This is a genomic window from Sphingopyxis sp. GW821-FHT12F08 (assembly GCF_058806755.1).
In genome coordinates, this window is record NZ_JBXAQA010000006.1 from 102875 (window position 1) to 123780 (window position 20906).

Genomic DNA, 20906 nt, shown 5'->3' on the forward strand with positions numbered 1-20906 from the left:
CCCCTCGCCGGACCGGTGGACGACAAAGGATGATAAAGGGTTAGCCGCGATCCGCAACGTCCAGCCGCCCGGCGACCGCCCGGGCGAGTGTGGCAACCGCGGTGCGGAGCTCGCGCGGGTCCTCGATGTCGATCTCGGGCCCGAGACCGAGCAGCATCGGGGCGGCGGCGTCGATACCCTCGATCGGGAGGGTCAGGCGGCGATGGCCTTCGAGGTCGGGGGCTTCGGCTGTCGCGACCGCGTCGGCCGCCCAGGCGCCGAGCAGGCGCAGGCGTTCGAGCCCGAGCGACGAGGCGCGGAGGATCGCGTGGCCGGGGCGAAGACGCGTTTCGAAATCGCGGGTCGAGGCCGTCCACCAGGCGGCGAGGTCGAAATCGGCGGGGCGCGCCGCTTGCTCGTCGAGGATCGCTAGCGTCTGCATGTCGGCGACGGTGAAGGTCAGGACACGGTCGCCGCTCGCCGCGACGAGATAATGGTTGCCGGCCTTGAGCACGATGCCGAGCGGGTCGAGGGTCCAGTCGCGCGTGCTGCGCCAGCTGGTGTAGCGGATCGCGACGCGGCGGCGGTCGATCACCGCGCGCGCGGCGGCGGTGAGCAAAGGCGCGGGACGTGCGGCGCGATACCAGTCGAGCGTGTCGATGTGGAAGGCGCGCGCGATGCGGTCGGCCTCGGCGCTGCCGCTCTGGGGCAGCGCCGCGAGCAATTTGCCGCGGGCGCGCTTCGCGGGGCCGCCGAGGCCGAGCGCGGCGGCATGGTCGGGCAGGCCGACGAGCAGCATCGCCTGCGCCTCCTGCGGGTCGAGGCCGGTCAGCCGCGTGCGGTATCCGTCGAGCAACTGGAAGCCGCCGCCGGGGCCGCGGTCGCCATAGACCGGGATGCCGGCGGCGCTGAGCGCGTCGATGTCGCGGTAGATAGTGCGCTCGGACACCTCGAACTCGGTCGCGAGATCGGCGGCGGTGAGCCGCTGGCGCAGCTGCAGCAGGATCAGGATCGAAAGGAGGCGGCTCGCGCGCATTTTTTCGCCCTAGCAGAAAATAACTGACAGGGAATGTCAGGATTGGGGGCGTAGGGCGGGGCATCAACCCGGAGGGACGCATGACCGACATCGACCGACGCCGCCTCGTGGCCCTCAGCGCAGGAGCCCTTATGACCAGTTTGATACCCGTGGCCGTGGCCGCCGCCGCGATTACCCCCAAGCCCGTCGGCAAGCCCGGCGACTTCGATTTCCTGACCGGCGAATGGCGCATCCACAACCGCTTCCGCGAAGGCGGGAAATGGATCGAGTTCCCGGGCGAGGCGACGGTGGTCGCCATCCTCGGCGGCGTCGCGAGCGTGGAGGAACTGCGCATTCCGGCGCGCGGCTTCTCGGGGATGGGGCTGCGGCTGCTCGACGTCGAGAAGAAGATCTGGTCGGACCATTGGGTCAACGCCAAGTCGGGCGTGGTGGCGGTGCCGGGGCAGCTCGGCGTGTTCGAGGATGGCGTCGGGACGTTTCTGTCGGAGGGCGAGGGCGAGAAGGGCCCCGAGCTTTATCGCGGCGTTTGGGACCGGATCACCGCGACCAGCTGTCGCTGGTTCCAGGGCGTGTCGCGCGACGGCGGGAAGACGTGGGACGACGGGTGGTTCATGGATTGGACCAGGGTCGGCTAAGCCCCTCCCCTTTAGGGGAGGGGTTGGGGTGGGGGCCTGTAATTTTAGACGAGGTCGCTTGACCCACCCCGCTGCGACTAGGCCCGGCTGCGCCGAACCAAGTCTCGCTGCCCCTCCCCTTTAGGGGAGGGGTTGAAGGCCTCACCCGTCGCAGTCGTTCCAATAATCCTTGTTCGTGGTGCAGCTCTGCAGCCCCGAATAGTGATTGACCGTGCACACGGTCTTCATCGGGCACGCCTTGAACGCGCGCGGGGTGTATTGCGGCGGCGCCTTGGCCTTGGTGAAGGCGGCGACCACCTGTTCGCGCAGGGGAATGAGCTGGCCGCGGATATTCTCGTCGCCGCGGGTGATGCCCTGGTCCATCCAGTAGAGGATCTCGTCCTCATTCTTGAGCGGGTCCTTCATCTGGAGCAGTGAGGAGGCCGCCATCACCGCGCCATAGGGTTCGCCCTGCTCGGCGACGGTGCGCGACAGGCGATAGGCGAGCTTGAAATCCTTCTTTACCCCGCGATCGCTGTTGATCATGTCGAACGCCATGATGATCGCGTAGAAATGCCCGCGCTCGGCCGCCATTTTGAAATTCTCGAACGCCTTTTTATAGTCGCGCTTGACCCCGAGCCCCTCGTGATAGTGGAGCCCGACGCGGTAGATGGCGTCGATATGGCCCGCCGCCGCGGCCTGGCTCAGCAGTCCGAAGCCCTTCGCATAATCCTTGGTGGCGCCCAGCGCGCCCGCGGCGTGGATCGTGCCCATGGTGAACAGCGCCACCGGGTCGCCGAGCTTTGCCGCCTCGTTGATCATCTCAAGGCCCTCCTGCGGATTGCCGCCCTCGACGGTGCCGTTGAGCCAGGCGATGCCGAGCTCGCTGAGCGCGGCGGGGTCCTTCTGCTTGTGATAGAAGGCCGCGGCGGCGTCGCGGCCCTCGATCGTTTTGATCTGCCAGCTGCCGCCGCGCGCGATCATTTCGGGGAGCGGCGGGGCGCAGGGGGTGCCGTTCCTGGCGCTCGCCTCGTGCGCCACCGCCCAGTCGCGCGCCGCGACGGACATGGCGGTGCCGGCGTGAAGGTCGTGCACCAGAAGGTCGTAGGCGTTATGGCAATCGACATTCTGGTTATATTCGCGCGCCGGGTCGGGCATCGACCCGCCCCCACCCTGGAGCGAAGAAGCTGCGCCGAACATGAGAAAGGGCGCGGCGATAGCGTAAACTATCCGCATGATGGATATCCTTGCGAGCGCGTCCCCGCCGCCATCATGCCAGAGCTTCGGGCCGGAAACTTGTAAGAACGCGCCAAGGCGTTGCGCCGCGCGGATCGGCCTGTTAGGCGCGCCCCCGTCTTTTCTCGCCAAAGGTGCAGCCCATGTCCGAGTCCTTCAAGCGCGTCGTCCTCGCCTATTCGGGGGGGCTCGACACCAGCGTCATCCTGAAATGGCTGCAGGTGACCTATGGCTGCGAGGTGGTGACCTTCACCGCCGACCTGGGGCAGGGCGACGAGCTCGAGCCCGCGCGGGCCAAGGCGGTGCTGATGGGGGTGAAGCCCGAGCATATCTATATCGACGACGTCCGCGAGGAATTCGTGCGCGACTTCGTCTTTCCGATGATGCGCGCCAATGCGCGCTACGAGGGCGACTATCTGCTCGGCACCTCGATCGCGCGGCCGCTGATCTCGAAGCGGCTGGTCGAGATCGCCAGGGAAACCGGAGCTGACGCCGTGGCGCATGGCGCGACGGGCAAGGGCAACGACCAGGTGCGGTTCGAGCTCAGCGCCTATGCGCTCAACCCCGACATCAAGGTGATCGCGCCGTGGCGCGAATGGGATCTGACCAGCCGCACCGCGCTGATCGAATTCGCCGAGAAGCACCAGATCCCGGTGCCGAAGGACAAGCGCGGCGAGAGCCCGTTCAGCACCGACGCCAACCTGCTGCACACGTCGTCGGAAGGAAAAGTGCTCGAAAATCCGTGGGACGAGACCCCCGACTATGTCTATTCGCGCACGGTCAATCCCGAGGATGCGCCCGACACCCCCGAATATATCACGGTCGATTTCGAGCGCGGCGATGGCGTCGCGCTGAACGGCGAGGCGATGTCGCCCGCGACGTTGCTCGCGGCGCTCAACGACTTCGGACGCAAGCATGGCATCGGCCGGCTCGACCTCGTCGAGAACCGCTTCGTCGGCATGAAGTCGCGCGGCATGTACGAGACCCCCGGCGGCGAAATCTATGCCCGCGCGCATCGCGGCATCGAAAGCATCACGCTCGACCGCGGCGCGGCGCACCTCAAGGACGAGCTGATGCCGAAATATGCCGAGCTCATCTACAACGGATTCTGGTTCGCGCCCGAGCGCGAGATGCTGCAGGCGGCGATCGACCATAGCCAAGAAAAGGTGAGCGGCACGGTGCGGCTGAAGCTCTATAAGGGCAATGCCGGTGTCGTCGGGCGCAAGTCGCCGAACAGCCTGTACAGCGAACGCCATGTGACCTTCGAGGACGACGCCGGCGCCTATGACCAGAAGGATGCGGCGGGCTTCATCAAGCTCAACGCGCTGCGTTTGAAACTGCTGGCGAAACGCGACCGCTGACGCGGTCCGCCGCGTTCGGGACAGGTGTCGCCGCAGGACGACGCGCGGATCGCGCTGCCTATGCTAGCAATAGCTGGCAGTGGCAGGCGAACGATAATCACCGGGATGAGGTTGCCGTCCTTGTTGGGGGTAGCTCAGAATGGACGACTGGAATGTGGAGGACGCGCCGTCCGAGCGCGACGAATGGGAATGGCGCACTGTGCTGATCCCGCGCTTCGCGCTGAACGTCAATCGTACGGGGATGAAGACGCGCTGGATCTGGCCGGGGCGCTATCTGGTGCGCTGGTCGCGGACCTATAAACGCCTTGTCTATCGCCGCCACTGAGGGGGTGCTGGCGCGGTGCGATCTGCTGCGCTAAGGCGCGGCGCATGACCGCGACCCGCTTCTTTTCCGACAACGCCGCGACCGTCCATCCCAAGGTGATGGAAGCGCTGGCCGCCGCCAACCATGTCGACACCGCCTATGACGGCGATGCGCTCAGCCAGTCGCTCGACGCGGCCTTTTCGGAGCTGTTCGAAACCGACTGCGAGGTCGTGTGGATCCCGACCGGCACCGCGGCGAACAGCATCATCCTCGCGCATTTCGTGCGGCCGTGGCAGGGCATCCTCTGTTACGAGGAAGCGCATATCGAGGTCGACGAATGCGGCGCGCCGAGTTTCTATTCGGGGGGCGCCAAGCTGATGACGCTGCCCGGCGCGGGGGCGAAGATCGATGCCGAGGCGCTGAAGGCGCGGATCGCGGGAATCCGGAGCGACGTCCACCAGGTCCAGCCCGCGGCGATCAGCATCACCAACGCGACCGAATATGGCCTGGCGTGGCGCCCCGACGAGGTGCGCGAGATCAGCGCGATTTCGAAGGCCGCTGGGCTGAAGCTGCACATGGACGGCGCGCGCTTCGCCAATGCCGTCGCCTTTCTGGATTGTGCGCCCGCCGATGTGACGTGGCGTGCGGGGGTCGACGCGCTGTCGTTCGGTTTCACCAAGAACGGTGCGATGATGGCCGAGGCTCTGGTCTTCTTCGGCGGCAGCGGCGGCGCGGGGGTGCGCGAGCTCAAGAAGCGCGGCGGGCATCTGCTCAGCAAGGGACGCTTTGTTGCGGCGCAGATCCGCGCGATGCTGAAGGACGATCTGTGGCTCGCCAATGCGCGCGCGGCCAATGCCGGTGCCGCTGCGCTGGCGGCGGCGTGCGGATCGCGGCTGATGCACCCGGTCGAGGCGAACGAGCTGTTCGTGCGGATCGGCGCCGAGGACGCCGCCGAGCTCCGCGCCAAGGGGTTCGACTTCTACGACTGGGGCGAGGGCGCGGCGCGGCTGGTGGTCAGCTGGGACCAGGACGCCGATGCCGTCGCGCCATTGGCGGCGGCGATCGCGGCGCTGTGAAATCGATCTGCATAGGTTCCTCCCCTTGGCGCAGCCATGGGGAGGGGGACCGCCGCGAAGCGGTGGTGGAGGGGTCTGGCCTTGCCCCGACGCCTGACGGCGTCGACCCCTCCGTCAGCGCTTCGCGCTGCCACCTCCCCATCGCTGCGCGTGGGGAGGATCGGATATGAGCGCACCGTCGCTCCTGTCCCCGCGCGTCCTGCTGCCCTTTGCGCTGGTCACGCTGATCTGGGGATCGACGTGGATCGTCATCACTGGGCAGTTGGGGGTCGTGCCGCCGAGCTGGTCGGTCGCGTACCGCTTCTTCGTCGGCGCGGCGGCGATGTTCGCTTATGCGGCGTGGCGGCGCGAAGACCTGTTGCTGTCGGGGCGGGCGTGGGGCTTTGCGGCGCTGCTGGGGCTCGCGCAATTCGCGTTCAACTTCAACTTCGTCTACCGCGCTGAGCAGCATATCACTTCGGGGCTGGTCGCGGTGCTGTTCGCGCTGCTGATCGTGCCCAACACATTGCTCGGCCGGATCTTCCTGAAGACGAAGGTCGAGGGACGCTTCCTCGCGGGCGCGGGGATCGCGATCGTCGGCGTCGGGCTGATGATCCTCCACGAATATCGCGTGGCGACGCTCGATGCCGGCGAGGTGCTGCTCGGCACCGCGCTGACGCTGGCGGGGGTGCTAAGCGCCTCGACCGCGAACGTCATGCAGGGCACCGGGATCGCGCGCGCGCAGTCGATGGTGGTGATGATCGCCTGGGCGATGCTGTTCGGCGCGCTCGGCGACGCGGGCTTTGCGTGGATCACGACGGGGCCGCCGGTGATCGAGACGACGCCGGCCTATCTGGGCGGCGTCCTTTATCTCGGCGTGATCGCGAGCGCGGTGACCTTTCCGCTCTATTTCAACATCATCCGCGCGGTTGGCCCGGGGCAGGCGGCGTGGTCGAGCGTGCTGATCCCGATCATCGCAATGGGCTTCTCGACGCTGTTCGAGGGCTATCGCTGGGCGCCGCTGTCGATCGCGGGCGGTGCGGTCGCGCTGGTCGGGCTGGTGATCGCGGTGGTCAAGCGGCCCGACAAGCCGTCGGTAAGCGGCGGCAATGTGGTGTCGGTGCCCTGCGACAAGGACGGCTGACCGCTCTGCGATTGCCCGCCGCGCGGGGGGAGGTTATCGGGCGCCATGCACAGGATATTTCTCGGCCTCGCTCTCGCCTTTTTCGCGTCCGTTGGGCCCGCTTCCGCCCAGCAGCAGGCCTGCACCGCGGGGACCTATAGCGCTGAAAGCGGCGATTTCGTCGTGCTCGCGGCGGTGCCGAGCATCCCGGCGCCGGCGCTGCGCTATCTGTTCCGCGACGGGCGGCGCGGGGCAACGAGCGAAGCGAATGCGCCGCTGGCCTGCCGCGACGGCATCGTCGAGGTGCAGGGCGCGCGCTGGAACAGGATCGCCTTTCGCGAGACGCCGGCGAGTTTCGACAGCGTCGGCACCAGGCTGACCGGGGTGCTGATCGAGCCGCCGGGTGCAGCCGATGCCAAGCGGCCGCTGGTGGTCATGGTCCACGGCTCCGAACGCAGCTCGCCGATCGGCGGCGTCTATGGCTATGCGATGGCGGCGCAGGGCATATCGGTGTTCGTCTATGACAAGCGCGGCACCGGCGGGTCCGAAGGCGAATATACGCAGAATTTCGAGCTGCTCGCGGCCGATGCGGCGAAGGCGCTGGAGACCGCGCGCGGGCTCGCCGCAGGACGCCATGGCCGTGCGGGCCTTTTCGGCGGCAGCCAGGGTGGCTGGGTCGCGCCGCGCGCCGCGACGCTCACGAAGGCCGATTTCGTCGCGGTCGGCTTCGGCCTCGTCGCCTCCCCGATCGAGGAGGACCGCGAGCAGATGGTCGTCGAGGTGCGCGCCGCCGGGCTCGGCAAAGATGCCGAGGCGCTGGTGACGCGGCTGTCGGCCGCGACCGCGCGGCTGCTGCTCTCGAATTTCAGGGAAGGCTATGACCAGCTCGACGCGGTGCGCGCCGAAATGGCGGACAAGCCCTGGGCCGCGAAAATCGCCGGCGAGCATAGCGGCGCGATCGCGCGGATGAGCAACGACGAGCTCCGCCGCGTTGGGCGCGCGCGTTTCGACAATCTGGAGCTGATCTGGGACTATGACGCGGTCGCGGCGCTGCGGAAGCTCGACGCGCCCCTGCTGTGGGTGCTCGCGGGCGAGGACCGCGAGGCGCCGATCGAGACGACGCGCGGCGCGCTGATGGGGCTGAAGGCCGCGGGCAAGCCGGTCGACGTCTATCTTTTCCCGAACACCGATCATGGCATGTTCGAATTCACCACCGGTGCCGACGGCGGGCGCAGCGTCACGCGGATCACCGACGGCTATCTCAAGCTGCTCGGCGACTGGGCGAAGGGCGATGCCCGCGGAGCCTATGGCCGCGCGGAGCATCTGACGGCGAAGCGCTAGTCACCAACCTCACGGTATAGATAAGGATTTAACCCGCGCTGATCCGTTCGATATCGGCACCGACCGCCTGGAGCTTCTCCTCCAGCCGTTCGTAGCCGCGGTCGAGGTGGTAGACGCGGTTGACCTCGGTCTGGCCCTGCGCGGCGAGGCCGGCGATGATCAGGCTCATCGAGGCGCGCAGGTCGGTCGCCATCACCGGCGCGCCGACGAGGTGGTCGACCCCGCGCACCACCGCGCTGCGGCCGCGCACGTCGATGTCGCAGCCCATGCGGGCGAGCTCAGGGACGTGCATATAGCGGTTTTCGAAGATGGTCTCGGTGAACAGCGACGCGCCCGAGCCGAGCGTCGCCATCGCCATGAACTGCGCCTGCATGTCGGTCGCGAAGCCGGGGTAGGGCGCGGTCGACAGCGTCACCGGCTGGGCGCGGCCCGACATCGCGACGCGGATGCCGGTCTTGGTCGCCTCGACCGTCGCGCCGGCTTGGCGCAGCGCCGAGAGCGTCGCTTCCATTTCCTCAGCCTTGGCGCCGACGAGTTCGACATCGCCCTCGGTGATCACCGCGGCGCAGGCATAGCTGCCCGCCTCGATGCGGTCGGCCATCACGCGATAGGTCGCGCCGTGGAGGCGGTCGACGCCTTCGATCGTCAGCGTTTCGGTGCCGATGCCGTCGATCGAGGCACCCATCGCGACGAGGCAGTTGCACAGGTCGACGATCTCGGGCTCGCGCGCGGCGTTTTCGAGGACGCAGGTGCCTTTCGCCAGCACCGCGGCCATCACCGCATTTTCAGTCGCGCCGACCGAGACGACGGGGAAGGTGAACTTGCCGCCCTTGAGCCGGCCGCCGGGGGCGACGGCCTTCACATAGCCCGAGGCGAGCTCGATTTCGGCGCCGAAGGCTTCGAGCGCTTTGAGGTGGAGGTCGATCGGGCGGTTGCCGATCGCGCAGCCGCCGGGGAGCGAGACGGTCGCCTCGCCCGCGCGCGCGAGCAGCGGGCCGAGCACGAGGATCGAGGCGCGCATCTTGCGCACGATGTCATAGGGGGCGACGGTCGAGGTGAGCGTGGTCGCGCGCGCGGTGAGTACGCGGCCGAAATCCTCGGGCCGCGAGCCCTCGATCGTCGTCGAGCAGCCGAGCTGGTTCAACAGATGGCCGAAGCCGTCGACGTCGGCGAGGCGCGGCAGGTTGCGCAAGGTCAGCGGCTCGTCGGTGAGCAGCGCGCAGGGCAGCAGGGTGAGCGCCGCATTTTTCGCGCCTGAGATGGGGATACGGCCCTTGAGTCGCTGGCCGCCGCGAATGACGATTTGATCCATGCGCAGTCTTTAGCGGATGGGCGGGGCCGCGCAAGCGGGCCCGATGCTCATTGCGCGGGGCCGAGCCAGTCCGAGGGCAGGCGATAGCCGAGGATCTTGCCTTCGGGCACCGAGACGATCGACACCTCCTTGCAGATATTGCCCGCGAGCACCCGGACGCCGCCGTCGGGGGCGGAACCCAGATAGAAACCCGCGACGCCCCCGCCGGGAACGCCGTCGCGGCTGGCGACGACGACCGAGCCGACGACCGGGTCGCCGACTTCGGCGATGCTATCCTTGCCCCAACTCAGCCAGGATCGCGCCAGCCCGCTGTTGGTGCCGGTCTTGCCGGCGCGGTTCAGGACATAGTTGACGAACTGGCTGTTCCACGGCTGCTCGTCCGAGGTGAATTTCGGTTGCCCGGTCGCCATATAGGCGAGGATGCGCGGGTTGGCCTCGTCGCCCGAATATTCGCGCTGCCCCAGCTCGCCGATCGCGATGTTCACCCACGCCGCGGTGTTGACCAGTTCGGCATCGCTGCGCAGCTGGCCGAGCTCGTCGAGATTGACGACATAGGAGCCACGGTCGCATGCGAGGCTCAGGGCGGGAACCGCGGTGGATTCGGCGGGCGGGCCGGCGGTGACAGGGTCGCCGCTGTCCGCCGGCGCCGCGGTTGTCGTGGGGTCTCCGTCGCCGGGAGAAACTTCGGGTGCCCCCGCCCGGCCCGACCAGGCGAAAAAGGCCAGCAGCCCCAGCAGCGCGACGATCACCCATTTCCACGGGATCTCGAAGAAATAGAACCACCAGGGCGATTGGGGGATTTCGACCTCGCCATATTCGGGCCGGACGATCGTGCCGTCGCGGAAGAAGCTGATCCAGTATTTCTCCATGAAATCCTTGGAGAAATAGGCCGAATGGGTGGTGTCGTGCAGCCGGTCCTTGACCGGCGCGCCGAAGCCGTTGGTGCCCGAATAGCCATAGCCCCAGGTGAAGGATTTCGCGACGGCGGGCCAGATGTCGCGGACCCCATAATCGTTGATGATCTTGCCGCTGACCTTGTGCGAAACGCCTTCCCAGTCGAAATCGGTGTCGACCACCGATCCGCAGAGGATCAGATTGTCGATCTTGAACAAGTGACTTTCCTTGAGCAGCGTCGCGGCGACATTGGTCCCGTTGCTGTGCGCGATGACGCTGACGAGGCCGCCCTCTTTGCGGACCCGGTCGATGATGGGCAGCATCCGGTCTTCCGACCGGTCGATCGGGCCGCGGCGCCAGGGACCGGGGATCAGGAAACGGAACAGGTCGAAGCGGCCATATTTGATCGGCTCGATCTCGACGTCGCCGAGCTGCGCAAACACCTGTTGCGCGCGCTCGTACCAGCTGGCGTGGGTCCTGATCCCGTGGACGAGCAATATTATGTGCTTGCGCGGCATCACTGTCACAGTCCCCGATGATCGATCATGGCGATAACATCCGCTCTCCGGTCGCGGTGGATGGCGCGGCGCAGCCTAAGCGAGCCTGCGCCGAAAGGGAAGCGACGCCGCCTATGGTTAAATGATGTCTGCCGTGTCCGGTCTTTTGCGATGGCAATGCGCACCGAAACGTGGAAACATTGGTGCAAATATCGGGAAGTAGAAGGACGTTACTGGACGGAGTCGGTTTTCAGAACAGAAGGGGCAAGGGCATGAGGAATATTGTCGTTACCATCGCCACATCGGCATCGCTGATCGCCACACAGCTCGCCGTTCCCGCGCTCGCCCAGTCGACGCTGCCCTATCCGCCACCCGGCGGCCCGCAGATCCAGCCGCCGCGGCCCGGCGACGGCTATGCCGGGACGCTGCGATGCGAGTCGCGGAACAACAAGATCCAGCGCTGTACCGTCCGCACCGCGAACCGCGTCGACCTGCTCCGCGTGATCGGCGGGCGCTGTTCGAAGGGGCGCGACTGGGGTTTCACCGCCAACCAGATCTGGGTGTCGGGCGGCTGCCGCGCCGAATTCGGCTATGGTTATGCGAATGGCGGCGGCTATCCGGTGCCGCTGCCCGGGCCGGTCGACGATTATGCCGGAACGATCCGCTGCGAATCGCGCGGCGGCCGTTACGAGCAGTGCAATGTCCCGACGAACAATCGTGTCGAACTGGTGCGCCGGCTCGGCGGGCGCTGCAACGACGGGCGTCAGTGGGGTTACACCGCCAATTATATCTGGGTGAACGACGGGTGCCGCGCCGAGTTCGGCTATGGCTACAACAACCTCGTCCCGCTGCCCGGGCCGAAGCCCGAGAAGGACAAGGGGCCGAGTACCGGGCTGATCATCGGCGGCATCGTCGTCGCGGGCGGGCTGATCGCGCTGCTCGCGAGCAAGAACAAGAAGAAAAAAGAGGGCGAAGCCGCGCCGGTCGAGGAGGTGGCGACGCCGACCTACCCCGCGGGCCCGCCCGCGACGCTGAGCGCCAATCTGTCGGCACTGCCGAGCGCGGCGCGGCCGTCGGTGCAAAATTGCATGACCGACGCGGCGCGGCAGATCGGGGTCACCGGGGGTACGCGGCTGAGCTATGACAAGCTCGTCAGCCTCGAGCAGGGCAATGGGGGCTGGCGCATCCGCGCGGCGATGACCGCGACCTATCCCGACGGCGCAAGGTCGATCGAAATGTATTGCCGCGCGACACCGAGCCAGATCATCCAGCTCGACTTCAGCTAGGAGCGCGACAAAGTCGCCGCCCCCGCCACGGCGGGGGCGGCGAAGCACGGGTCAGGCGAGTGCCTCTTCGACCTGACCCAGACGGTCCTTGCCGAAGAACATGTCGTCGCCGACGAAGAAGGTGGGGATGCCGAAGACACCGCGCGCGACGGCGGCTTCGGTGTTGGCGACCAGCCTCGCCTTGATCCCGGGCTCCTGCGTGCGCGCGAGCAAGGCGGGGCCGTCGAAGCCGTTGGCGGTGAGGAAATTTGCCGCGACCTCGGGGGCGTCCATCTTGACGCCCTCTTCCCACATCGCGCGGTTCACCGCATCGACATAGTCGTCGAGCACGCCCTCGTCCTCGGCGACGATCGCGCCGCGCATGATGAGCAGGGTGTTGATCGGAAAATGCGGGTTGAGGCGAAATTTGATAAGGCCATGCTTTTCGATGAAGCGGCGCATCTCGAGATTTTCATAGGCCATTTTAGCGGGCGCTTCGGCGTATTGGACCATCGGCGCCTTGTTGCCGGTGGCCTTGAAAATGCCGCCGAGCAGGCAGGGGGTGATGACCAGGTCGGCGCCGGTGCGTTCGAGCAGTTCGGTCAGGACCTTGAGCGTGAGGTAGGCGTTGGGGCTGCCGAAATCGAAGATGAGTTCGAGGCTTTTGGTCACCATTTTTCTCCCCATGGGCGGAGGTCGAGTTCGTGGGTCCAGGCGCTTTTCGGCTGCCGGTGGAGCATCACATAATTGGCGGCGATGGCGTCGGGGTTGAGGATCAGGTCCGCTGCCTTGGCGTTGTCGAAATCGGGGTGGCGGCCCTTGATGAAGTCGGTGTCGATCGCGCCGTCGATGATCGTATGCGCGACATGCACGCCCTGCGGCCCGAGTTCGCGTGCCATCGACTGCGCGAGCATGCGCAGCGCGCCCTTGGCGCCCGAGAAGGCCGAAAAGCCCGATCCGCCGCGCAGGCTCGCGGTCGCGCCGGTGAAGAGGATCGTGCCGCGGCCGCGCGGCGCCATGCGCTTCGCGGCCTCGCGCCCCATCAGGAAACCGCCGAGGCACGCCATTTCCCAGACCTTGGTGTAGACGCGCACCGTCGTCTCGGTGATCGGGAAATTGACGTTGGCGCCGATGTTGAACACCGCGACCTCGACCGGGCCGACCTCGGCCTCAACCTGATCGAACAATGCGATCATGTCGTCTTCGCTACGGGCGTCGCCGGGGAAGGCGCGCGCCTGATCGCCGGCGTCGCGGATCGACCGCGCGAGCGCTTCGAGTTGGTCGGCGCTGCGCGGGCGGCGGTTGACGCAGGCGGTGAGGCCTTCGGCGGCGAAGGCGCGGGCGATCGCGCCGCCGGTAGCGTCGCCGGCTCCGATGATGACCGCGGCGGGATTGGGCATGCGACTCTCCTCTTGGTGTTGCATAGTAACTATGATAATCATAGTAACAAGCGAAATTTCGCATCCTGAGGATTTGAGATAGACGGACATCATGCCCAAACGCACGGATCTTTCGGACACCTTCTGCCCCGTCGGACGCTCGGCCGAGCTGCTCGGCGACCGCGCGGTGCTGCTGATCCTGCGCGACCTGTTTTTCGGGCGGCGGCGGTTCGAGGCGATCGCGGCGAATACCGGGCTGGGCCCGCAACTCGTGTCGGCGCGGCTCAAATTGCTCGAGGCCGGGGGCGTGGTCGAGCGCCACGCCTATCAGAACAAGCCGGTGCGCCACGAATATCGGCTGACCGACAAGGGCAAGGACCTGTTCGGCGTGCTCTATGCGATGCGCGGCTGGGCCGAGCGCTGGGCGTATCGCGAGGGCGAGACCGGTGACGGGCCCGCGATGCGTTATATCCACCGCGCGTGCGGGGCCGATGTCGGGACGGCGCTGGTATGTCCGGGGTGCGGCGCGGCGCTGGGCTATGGCGACCTGAAGGGCGAGCCGTCGCCGGCGCTCAGGGCCGAGCAGGCGCGGCGGGCGGGTTAGGTCAGGCCTTTTCCAGCGTGCATTGCAGCGGGTGCTGGTTCTGCCTTGCGGCGTCCATCACCTGGTTCACCTTGGTCTCGGCGACTTCATAGCTGAACACGCCGCAAACGCCGACGCCCTGCTGGTGGACGTGGAGCATCACCTGCGTCGCCTGTTCGATGTCCATGTTGAAGAAGCGCTGGAGCACCATCACGACGAATTCCATCGGCGTGTAGTCGTCGTTGAGCAGCAGCACCTTGTACATCGACGGCTTTTTCGCCTTCGCGCGCGTGCGCGTCGCGATGCCGACTCCGGGGGTGCCGGGCGTGCCGTCGTCCTTGTCCGCCATGGCGCGGATGGGGGGAAGAGTCTGAACTGGAAGCATCGTTGCCCGAATATCGCACGCCGCGGTGGATTCGCAAGGGGGAGGGGCATCATTAACCCCCTTTTCCTGCACGACCCGAAAACAAGAACCGCCCGCTTCCTAGGGGAAGCGAGCGGTCTTGGGTGCGCCGGCGCAGGCGGGGAGGAGGGGAGAGAGGCCCGCGCCGACAGCGGAAGAGAAAGCCCTTAGGCGGCCTTCATCTTCGAAGTGATCACCGACACGCGGTTCGAGATCGGCGCGAAGCTGTCGTTCGCCATCTTGACGACGAGCTCGCTGGTCTTCGAGGTCTGCGCGACAGCGGCGTCGAACGCCTTCTTGCTGTTTTCGGCATAGAGCTTGAAGAAGTCGGCCGGGGTCTTGACGGCGGTGTAGCCCTTCAGCGCGGCGGTCGTGTCTTCGAAGCTCTTGCGAGCGAAGGTCACGCCTTCCTGGCCGAGGACTTCGGCGTTCTTCGCGGCGATCTTGCCGGCTTCGACGAACGCTTCGAGGTTCGCCTTGTTGAACTCGACGGCGTCTTCAGCGAACTTGCTGGTCTTGGCCATGGCTTCCTTCGCCTTCTCGTTGAAGTCGGCGGTCAGGGCTTCGGCGCGGGTCTTCGCTTCGTCGGCGAACTTCTTGACGGTGTCGTTCATGGTCTTGAATCCTTTGGTGGCGGCGGCAACCGGCTTCGGCGCGGCCTTCAGGGGCTTGGGGGCAATGGTCTTCACGGCCACCTTCTTGGGGACGGCCTTCTTGGCAACTGCCTTGGGGGCAGCGGCCTTTTTCGCGACCGGCTTGGCTTTTGCCTTCACCGTCGGGGTTTTCACGGGTGCCGGAGCGGCCTTCGCCACTGCGGGAGCAGCGGCAGCGACCGACGCAGCGGGAGCGACCACCGGCTTGGCGGGCGTTTCCAGCGTCGCGGCCTCGAAAGCCTTTTCGGCACTATCCATCTTGGTAGCCATCGGGGAACTCCTTTATGTTGCAGTGCACAATATAGGAGTGGCGTGGCGATTTCAAGGATATTTTTGTGCAGTGCACAAAAAATTCTGCTCGCGGCCTTGTTGGCCTTTTATTCCCGATATTTTACCGCTGCTTGACGTAGCGGCCGGGGGCATCCTCGATCGCCTTCTTAGCACCTTTTCCGGGAATGCGCGAACCCTTTGCGGCGATTTTTGCGCCGTCCCGTGCTTCGATCCAGCCGATCCAGTGCGGCCACCAGCTGCCCTTGGTCTCGGTCGAAGAGGCTTCAAAGTCGGCGAGCGTTGTCGCGGCGTTGTCGCCGGTCCAATATTGATATTTGCCTGCCGCGGGTGGGTTGACGACGCCGGCGATATGCCCCGACCCGGCGAGAAGGAAGGTCTTGTCGCCCGACAGATGGTCCATAAGCCGCCAGACGCTGGCGAGCGGCGCGATATGATCCTCGCGCCCCGCCTGGATATAGGCGGGGGTCTTGATCTTCCGAAGGTCGAGCGGGGTCCCGCACACCGACAAGCTGTTCGGAATCACCATGCGGTTGTCGCGGTAGAGGTCGACCAGATATTGGCGGTGCCATTTCGCGGGGAGGTTGGTGGTGTCGCCGTTCCAGTAGAGCAGGTCAAAGGGCGGATAGTCGTTGCCGAGCAGATAATTGCTCACGACATAGTTCCAGATGAGGTCGCGCCCGCGCAAGCTATTGAAGGTCGCGGCCATGTAGCGCCCGTCTAGATAGCCCTGCGCCGAGAGCTGTTCGAGCAGCGCCAGATAGCTCTCGTCGACGAACAGCTTGAGATCGCCGGCGAACTCGAAATCGATCTGCGCGGTGAAGAAGGTGACCGATTGGACCTTGTCCGCCTCGCCCCTGGCCGACAGCATCGCGAGCGTCGCGGCAAGCGTGGTGCCCGCGACGCAATAGCCGATGGTGTGCACCGCGGGGACGCCCAGCAGCGCACGCACCGTGTCGATCGCATCGACCTGCGCCGCGATATAATCGTCCCAGACCACGTCCTTCATCGAGGCGTCGGCCGATTTCCACGACACCATGAACACCGAGAGTCCCTGTTCGACCGCCCAGGCGACGAAGCTTTTCGCGGGGTTGAGGTCGAGAATGTAGAAGCGGTTGATCCACGGCGGGAAGATGACGAGCGGGACGGTGAAGACTTCCTTGGTCGTCGGGGCATAGTGGATGAGCTGATAAAGGTCGGTTTCGTGGATCACCTTGCCCGGCGTGGTCGCGACATTCACGCCGACCTCGAACGCGTCGGGGTCGACGTGGCTGAGCTGGCCGCGCGACAGGTCGGTGAGCATGTGCTTCAGGCCCCTGAGCAGGCTCTCGCCGCGCGTCTCGACCGCGCGCTTGATCACCTCGGGATTGGTGAGCGCGAGGTTGGTCGGCGAAAAGGCCTCGGCCATATTCTTTGCCGCGAACTCCATCTTCTTGCGCGCGCCCTCGTCGAGCCCCTGCATCTGGCGCGTGGTTTCGAGCAACTGGTCGGAGAGCAGGCCATAGGTCTGGCGGATCAGCGCGAAGACGGGGTTCGCGCTCCATTCGGGATCGGCGAAGCGCTTGTCCTTTGGTGCACTGGCGGGCGCGTCGGTAACCGGGGTGAAGGAGGGCCCCAAGGTCGCGAGCGAGGTCCAGAAGGCGACGCCCTGCTCCCACATCTTCGAAGATTGCTCGGCCCATTGCTGCGCCGCCGGGCTGCTGAGCCAGCTGCCGGGATCGAACATCGCGGCGGCGCTTGTCCTGCCGTCGTTCGCCTGGCCGAGCGCATATTCGAGCATCATCTGCTGCGCGCGGCCCATGACGCTGGCCCAATGCTGCAGATCGTCGGGCGCGGGCAGGAAGGGGTTCGGCGTGTCGGTCGTGTCGCTGCTGCCCGATTCGTTCATGCTCGTTCCCGCTGGTCTGTGGAGATATTATGCCTATAACAAGCCGCGGCGTGGCTGGCGAGATTGCCGCTCGCGTCAATCGACACGATACGCAAAGGAGTTGTTCTAGTTTCCCATGTCCGACGATGAATTCTACCGCATCAAGCGCCTGCCGCCCTATGTCATCGCCGAAGTCAATGCGATGCGTGCGGCCGCCCGCGCCGCGGGAGAGGACATCATCGACCTGGGGATGGGCAATCCCGACCTGCCGCCGCCCGCGCATGTGATCGAGAAGCTCTGCGAAGTGGCGATGAAGCCCGACGCGCACGGTTATTCACAGTCGAAGGGCATTCCGGGGCTGCGCAAGGCGCAGGCCAATTATTATGCGCGCCGCTTCAACGTCGAACTCGATCCCGAGAGCGAGGTCGTGGTGACGATGGGGTCGAAGGAAGGGCTTGCGAGCCTTGCGACCGCGATCACCGGGCCGGGCGACGTCGTGCTCGCGCCGAACCCCAGCTATCCCATTCACACCTTCGGCTTCATCATCGCGGGCGCGACGATCCGCAGCGTGCCGACGACCCCCGACGAAAATTACTGGCGCGCGCTCGACCGCGCGATGGCGTTCACCGTGCCGCGGCCGTCGATCCTGGTGGTCAACTATCCGTCGAACCCGACCGCCGAGGCGGTCGATCTCGCCTTCTACGAACGGCTCGTCGCCTGGGCGAAGGAGAATAAGGTCTGGGTGCTCAGCGACCTTGCCTATTCGGAGCTCTACTACGACGGCAATCCGACCCCCTCGATCCTGCAGGTGCCGGGCGCGAAGGATGTCGCGGTCGAGTTCACCTCGATGTCGAAGACCTATTCGATGGCGGGCTGGCGCATGGGTTTCGCGGTCGGCAACAAGCGCCTGATCGCGGCGATGACGCGGGTGAAATCCTATCTCGACTATGGCGCCTTCACCCCGATCCAGGCCGCGGCGTGCGCGGCGCTCAACGGCCCGCAGGATATCGTCGCCAAGAACCGCGAACTCTATCAGAAGCGCCGTGACGTGATGGTCGACAGCTTCGGCCGCGCCGGATGGGACATCCCGAGCCCCAAGGCGTCGATGTTCGCCTGGGCGCCGCTGCCCCCCGCGCTCAGGGAAATGGGCAGCCTCGAATTCTCGAAGCAGCTCCTCACCCACGCCAAGGTCGCGGTCGCGCCCGGGGTCGGCTATGGCGAGGACGGCGAAGGCTATGTCCGCATCGCGATGGTCGAGAATGAGCAGCGCATCCGCCAGGCCGCGCGCAACATTCGCAAGTTCCTGGCAATGCACGGCGTGAACACGCCGTCGGTCGCGGCGGGCGGCGGGGGCTGATGTCCGCCGCCGCTGGCTTGGGCGCCATTGCGGAAATCATCCAGATCTCGGTCACGCCGGTGTTCCTGCTGGTGGCAACCGGGGGCTTGCTCAACGTGTTTACCGGGCGGCTGGCGCGCGTCGTCGACCGGTCGCGGGTCTTGATCGAGCAATGGGGTGAGACCGAGGGCGACGAGCATGACCGGCTGGTCGCCGAGCTGCGCGTCGTCGACCGGCGGATGGACATCATCAACAATTCGATCGCGTCGGCGGTCGCGTGCGGGATCGTCGTGTGCCTGCTCGTCGCCTTGCTGTTCGCGCAGGCCTTCGTCGGGTTCAACCTCGGCGCGGCGGCGGCGTGGGTGTTCGCGCTGGCGATGCTGCTGCTGCTGGCCTCGCTGGTGATGTTCCTCGTCGAGGTAAGGCTCGCGACGCGGACGATCCATGTGCCGATGGAGCTGCTCGAGCTTGAGGAGATGGGCTGGCGCAAGCGGCAGGGGCGGCGCTGAGAGGCGGCTTTGGGGTGGGGAGCGGACATTGCCGATCCTCCCCCGCAGGGGGAGGGGGACCACCCAAAGGGTGGTGGAGGGGCACAGGAGGTTTGCGTAACGCCGGACTGATAAGCCCTTCATTTCCGGCAACGTCGCCGTAGCGAAGCACCTCACCGGCAAGACAAGCCGCCTGTGCCCCTCCACCAGCTTCGCTGGTCCCCCTCCCCGTGCCGGGGAGGATCGCTTTCGTCCGCTAACGCCCGTTAACAGCCACCCCGTGGCGAGTGATCAGGGACCCACACTCGCCCGGAAAGTCGGCGCGACGCGCTTCCTGCTCGCCTGTTCATAGGCATAGCCCGCGGAGAGCACATCGGCGTCGCTCCATTTGGGGCCGATGAAGCTGATCCCGACCGGCAGGCCCTGCACCGCGCCCATCGGCACGGTGAGATGCGGATAGCCCGCGACGGCGGGAAGCTGGCTGGCGCTGGGGCCGTTATAATGATCGCCGTTGACGAGGTCGCTGGTCCAGGCGGGGCCGTTGGTGACCCCGACGAGCAGATCGACCTTGTGCGCCGCGAGCAGCCGGTCGATGCCCTCGGGCCCGGCGAGGCGTGCCGCCTTGGCCTTGGCGTCGAGATAGGCCTTGCTGTCGAGTCCACCCTTGGTCTCCGCCAGTTCGAACAGCGACTGGTCGAACCATATGAGTTCCTCGGGATGCGCCTTGTTGAAGGCGATGAGGTCGGCCAGCGTCTTGGGGCCGGTCTTCGCGGGCAAGTCCGCGAGATAGGTCGCCATGTCGGCCTTGAGTTCGGTCAGCAGGATCTCGAACTCGGCGGCGCCCAATTCTTCTAGGCCCTTGCGGCTGTCGGCGATGTCGACGACCGTCGCGCCGCGACCCTCCATCTGTTTCAGCGCCGCGCCCAGCAGCGCGGCGATATCGGCGCGGCCGCCGATGCGGTCGCGCAGCACCCCGATGCGCTTGCCCTTCAGGGCGCCCTCCGACAGCGCGGCGACATAGTCGGCCTTGCGCGTGTCGGCCTCGGCCGTCGCGGGATCGGCGGGATCGCTGCCCGCGATTGCGCTCATCACCGCCGCGGCGTCGCGGACGGTCAGCGTCATCGGGCCGGCGGTGTCCTGGCTGTGGCTGATCGGCACGATATGGGTGCGGCTGACGAGGCCCACGGTCGGCTTGAAGCCGACGATGCCGTTGACCCCGGCGGGGCAGGTGATCGAGCCGTCGGTTTCGGTGCCGATCGCGAGCGGGGCGAGGCTGGCGGCGACCGCGGCGGCGCTGCCCGACGAGGAGCCACAGCTGTTGCGGTCGAGCGCATGCGGGTTTCTGGTGAGCCCGCCGACCGCGCTCCACCCGCTCGTCGAATCGTTCGAGCGGATATTGGCCCATTCGGAAAGGTTGGTCTTGCCGAGGATGATCGCCCCGGCGTCGCGCAGCCGCGCGACGATCGGCGCGTCGCGGCCGGTGACATTGTCCTTGAGCGCGAGCGAGCCTGCGGTCGTGGCCCACGGACCCGCGGTCTCGATATTGTCCTTGAGCAGGATGGGGATGCCGTGCAGCGGCCCGCGCGCCTTGCCCGCCTTGCGCTCGTCGTAGAGCCGCTGCCCCTCCGCATAGGCTTCGGTCTGGGACAGGTTCGCGATCACGGCGTTCAGTTTGGGCCCGTAGTCGTCGAGTCGACCGATGCGGTCCTGGTAGACCGACACGAGCAGCCCTTCATAGATCTGGCCGCTCTCCATCTCGGCGCGCAGCGTCGCGGCGTCCTTGCCCTCGACCTCGGGGAGCGGCGGCGGCATCGCGGCGACCGGGGCCATAGCGGCGGCGACGGCGAGGAGCGCGGCGGCGGCGAGCAGCGAATATTTTTGCATGGAATGAA

Annotated in this window: 20 protein-coding genes; 10 read left to right on the forward strand and 10 right to left on the reverse strand. The window is 66.5% G+C overall.

Annotated features, from left to right (window positions below; translation table 11 throughout):
- Positions 1-40 precede the first annotated feature (40 nt).
- A complete protein-coding gene (locus AC1RNQ_RS16515) occupies positions 41-1015 on the reverse strand; it encodes a helix-turn-helix transcriptional regulator (RefSeq protein ID WP_493172790.1) in 975 nt (324 codons plus the stop codon).
- A gap of 131 nt (positions 1016-1146) precedes the next feature.
- Between AC1RNQ_RS16515 and AC1RNQ_RS16520 the strand changes: the two genes are divergently transcribed.
- A complete protein-coding gene (locus tag AC1RNQ_RS16520; protein ID WP_493172792.1) occupies positions 1147-1650 on the forward strand; it encodes a hypothetical protein in 504 nt (167 codons plus the stop codon).
- A 141-nt stretch (positions 1651-1791) separates the two neighbouring features.
- On the opposite strand, the gene AC1RNQ_RS16525 is transcribed toward AC1RNQ_RS16520, so the two are convergent.
- The gene (locus tag AC1RNQ_RS16525; protein ID WP_493172794.1) at positions 1792-2865 is read right to left on the reverse strand and encodes a tetratricopeptide repeat protein; all 1074 of its coding nucleotides are present in this window, start codon (positions 2863-2865) and stop codon (positions 1792-1794) included.
- A 143-nt stretch (positions 2866-3008) separates the two neighbouring features.
- Here AC1RNQ_RS16525 and AC1RNQ_RS16530 point away from each other — a divergent pair, with 143 nt between their 5' ends.
- From AC1RNQ_RS16530 to AC1RNQ_RS16550, 5 genes are all read left to right on the forward strand, one after another.
- Entirely contained in the window at positions 3009-4226 is a 1218-nt protein-coding gene (locus AC1RNQ_RS16530) for an argininosuccinate synthase (RefSeq protein WP_493172796.1), read from the forward strand.
- 139 nt (positions 4227-4365) lie between these two features.
- Entirely contained in the window at positions 4366-4551 is a 186-nt protein-coding gene (locus AC1RNQ_RS16535; RefSeq protein ID WP_493172798.1) for a hypothetical protein, read from the forward strand.
- 44 nt (positions 4552-4595) lie between these two features.
- Positions 4596-5606 (forward strand): threonine aldolase family protein, encoded by a 1011-nt coding sequence (locus AC1RNQ_RS16540; protein ID WP_493172800.1) that lies wholly within the window; start codon positions 4596-4598, stop codon positions 5604-5606.
- Between the two features lie 166 nt (positions 5607-5772).
- Positions 5773-6729: a DMT family transporter gene (locus AC1RNQ_RS16545; RefSeq protein WP_493172802.1), complete on the forward strand. Its 957-nt coding sequence runs from the start codon at positions 5773-5775 to the stop codon at positions 6727-6729.
- A 45-nt stretch (positions 6730-6774) separates the two neighbouring features.
- The gene (locus AC1RNQ_RS16550; protein ID WP_493172804.1) at positions 6775-8049 is read left to right on the forward strand and encodes an alpha/beta hydrolase family protein; all 1275 of its coding nucleotides are present in this window, start codon (positions 6775-6777) and stop codon (positions 8047-8049) included.
- Between the two features lie 28 nt (positions 8050-8077).
- Here AC1RNQ_RS16550 and murA read toward each other — a convergent pair whose 3' ends face one another.
- Complete coding sequence (murA, locus tag AC1RNQ_RS16555) at positions 8078-9361, reverse strand: UDP-N-acetylglucosamine 1-carboxyvinyltransferase (RefSeq protein ID WP_493172806.1); 1284 nt, start codon at positions 9359-9361, stop codon at positions 8078-8080.
- A 47-nt stretch (positions 9362-9408) separates the two neighbouring features.
- Positions 9409-10773, reverse strand: a complete 1365-nt coding sequence (locus AC1RNQ_RS16560; protein ID WP_493172808.1) for a TIGR02594 family protein — start codon at positions 10771-10773, stop codon at positions 9409-9411.
- A gap of 251 nt (positions 10774-11024) precedes the next feature.
- Between AC1RNQ_RS16560 and AC1RNQ_RS16565 the strand changes: the two genes are divergently transcribed.
- Positions 11025-12038 (forward strand): DUF3011 domain-containing protein, encoded by a 1014-nt coding sequence (locus AC1RNQ_RS16565; RefSeq protein ID WP_493172810.1) that lies wholly within the window; start codon positions 11025-11027, stop codon positions 12036-12038.
- A gap of 51 nt (positions 12039-12089) precedes the next feature.
- On the opposite strand, the gene AC1RNQ_RS16570 is transcribed toward AC1RNQ_RS16565, so the two are convergent.
- The gene (locus tag AC1RNQ_RS16570; RefSeq protein ID WP_493172812.1) at positions 12090-12692 is read right to left on the reverse strand and encodes a 2-hydroxychromene-2-carboxylate isomerase; all 603 of its coding nucleotides are present in this window, start codon (positions 12690-12692) and stop codon (positions 12090-12092) included.
- Positions 12686-13417: an SDR family oxidoreductase gene (locus AC1RNQ_RS16575; RefSeq protein ID WP_493172814.1), complete on the reverse strand. Its 732-nt coding sequence runs from the start codon at positions 13415-13417 to the stop codon at positions 12686-12688. Before AC1RNQ_RS16575 ends, AC1RNQ_RS16570 begins: the two co-directional genes overlap by 7 nt.
- Positions 13418-13508: 91 nt before the next feature.
- On the opposite strand from AC1RNQ_RS16575, the gene AC1RNQ_RS16580 reads away from it, so the two are divergent.
- Entirely contained in the window at positions 13509-14000 is a 492-nt protein-coding gene (locus tag AC1RNQ_RS16580) for a winged helix-turn-helix transcriptional regulator (protein ID WP_493172815.1), read from the forward strand.
- Between the two features lies 1 nt (position 14001).
- On the opposite strand, the gene clpS is transcribed toward AC1RNQ_RS16580, so the two are convergent.
- The 3 genes from clpS to AC1RNQ_RS16595 form a co-directional block, all read right to left on the reverse strand.
- Positions 14002-14328, reverse strand: coding sequence for an ATP-dependent Clp protease adapter ClpS (gene clpS, locus AC1RNQ_RS16585; protein ID WP_144037631.1), 327 nt, complete (start codon positions 14326-14328; stop codon positions 14002-14004).
- A gap of 221 nt (positions 14329-14549) precedes the next feature.
- A complete protein-coding gene (locus tag AC1RNQ_RS16590; RefSeq protein ID WP_493172818.1) occupies positions 14550-15305 on the reverse strand; it encodes a phasin family protein in 756 nt (251 codons plus the stop codon).
- 121 nt (positions 15306-15426) lie between these two features.
- Positions 15427-17211 carry a PHA/PHB synthase family protein gene (locus tag AC1RNQ_RS16595; protein ID WP_493172820.1) on the reverse strand — a complete coding sequence of 595 codons (1785 nt, stop codon included), beginning with the start codon at positions 17209-17211 and terminating at the stop codon, positions 15427-15429.
- 115 nt (positions 17212-17326) lie between these two features.
- Between AC1RNQ_RS16595 and AC1RNQ_RS16600 the strand changes: the two genes are divergently transcribed.
- The gene (locus tag AC1RNQ_RS16600) at positions 17327-18547 is read left to right on the forward strand and encodes an LL-diaminopimelate aminotransferase (RefSeq protein WP_493172822.1); all 1221 of its coding nucleotides are present in this window, start codon (positions 17327-17329) and stop codon (positions 18545-18547) included.
- The gene (locus tag AC1RNQ_RS16605; RefSeq protein WP_493172824.1) at positions 18547-19035 is read left to right on the forward strand and encodes a DUF2721 domain-containing protein; all 489 of its coding nucleotides are present in this window, start codon (positions 18547-18549) and stop codon (positions 19033-19035) included. Before AC1RNQ_RS16600 ends, AC1RNQ_RS16605 begins: the two co-directional genes overlap by 1 nt.
- A gap of 270 nt (positions 19036-19305) precedes the next feature.
- Here the strand turns inward: AC1RNQ_RS16605 and AC1RNQ_RS16610 are convergent, their stop codons facing one another.
- A complete protein-coding gene (locus AC1RNQ_RS16610; RefSeq protein WP_493172826.1) occupies positions 19306-20898 on the reverse strand; it encodes an amidase in 1593 nt (530 codons plus the stop codon).
- Positions 20899-20906: the final 8 nt, after the last annotated feature.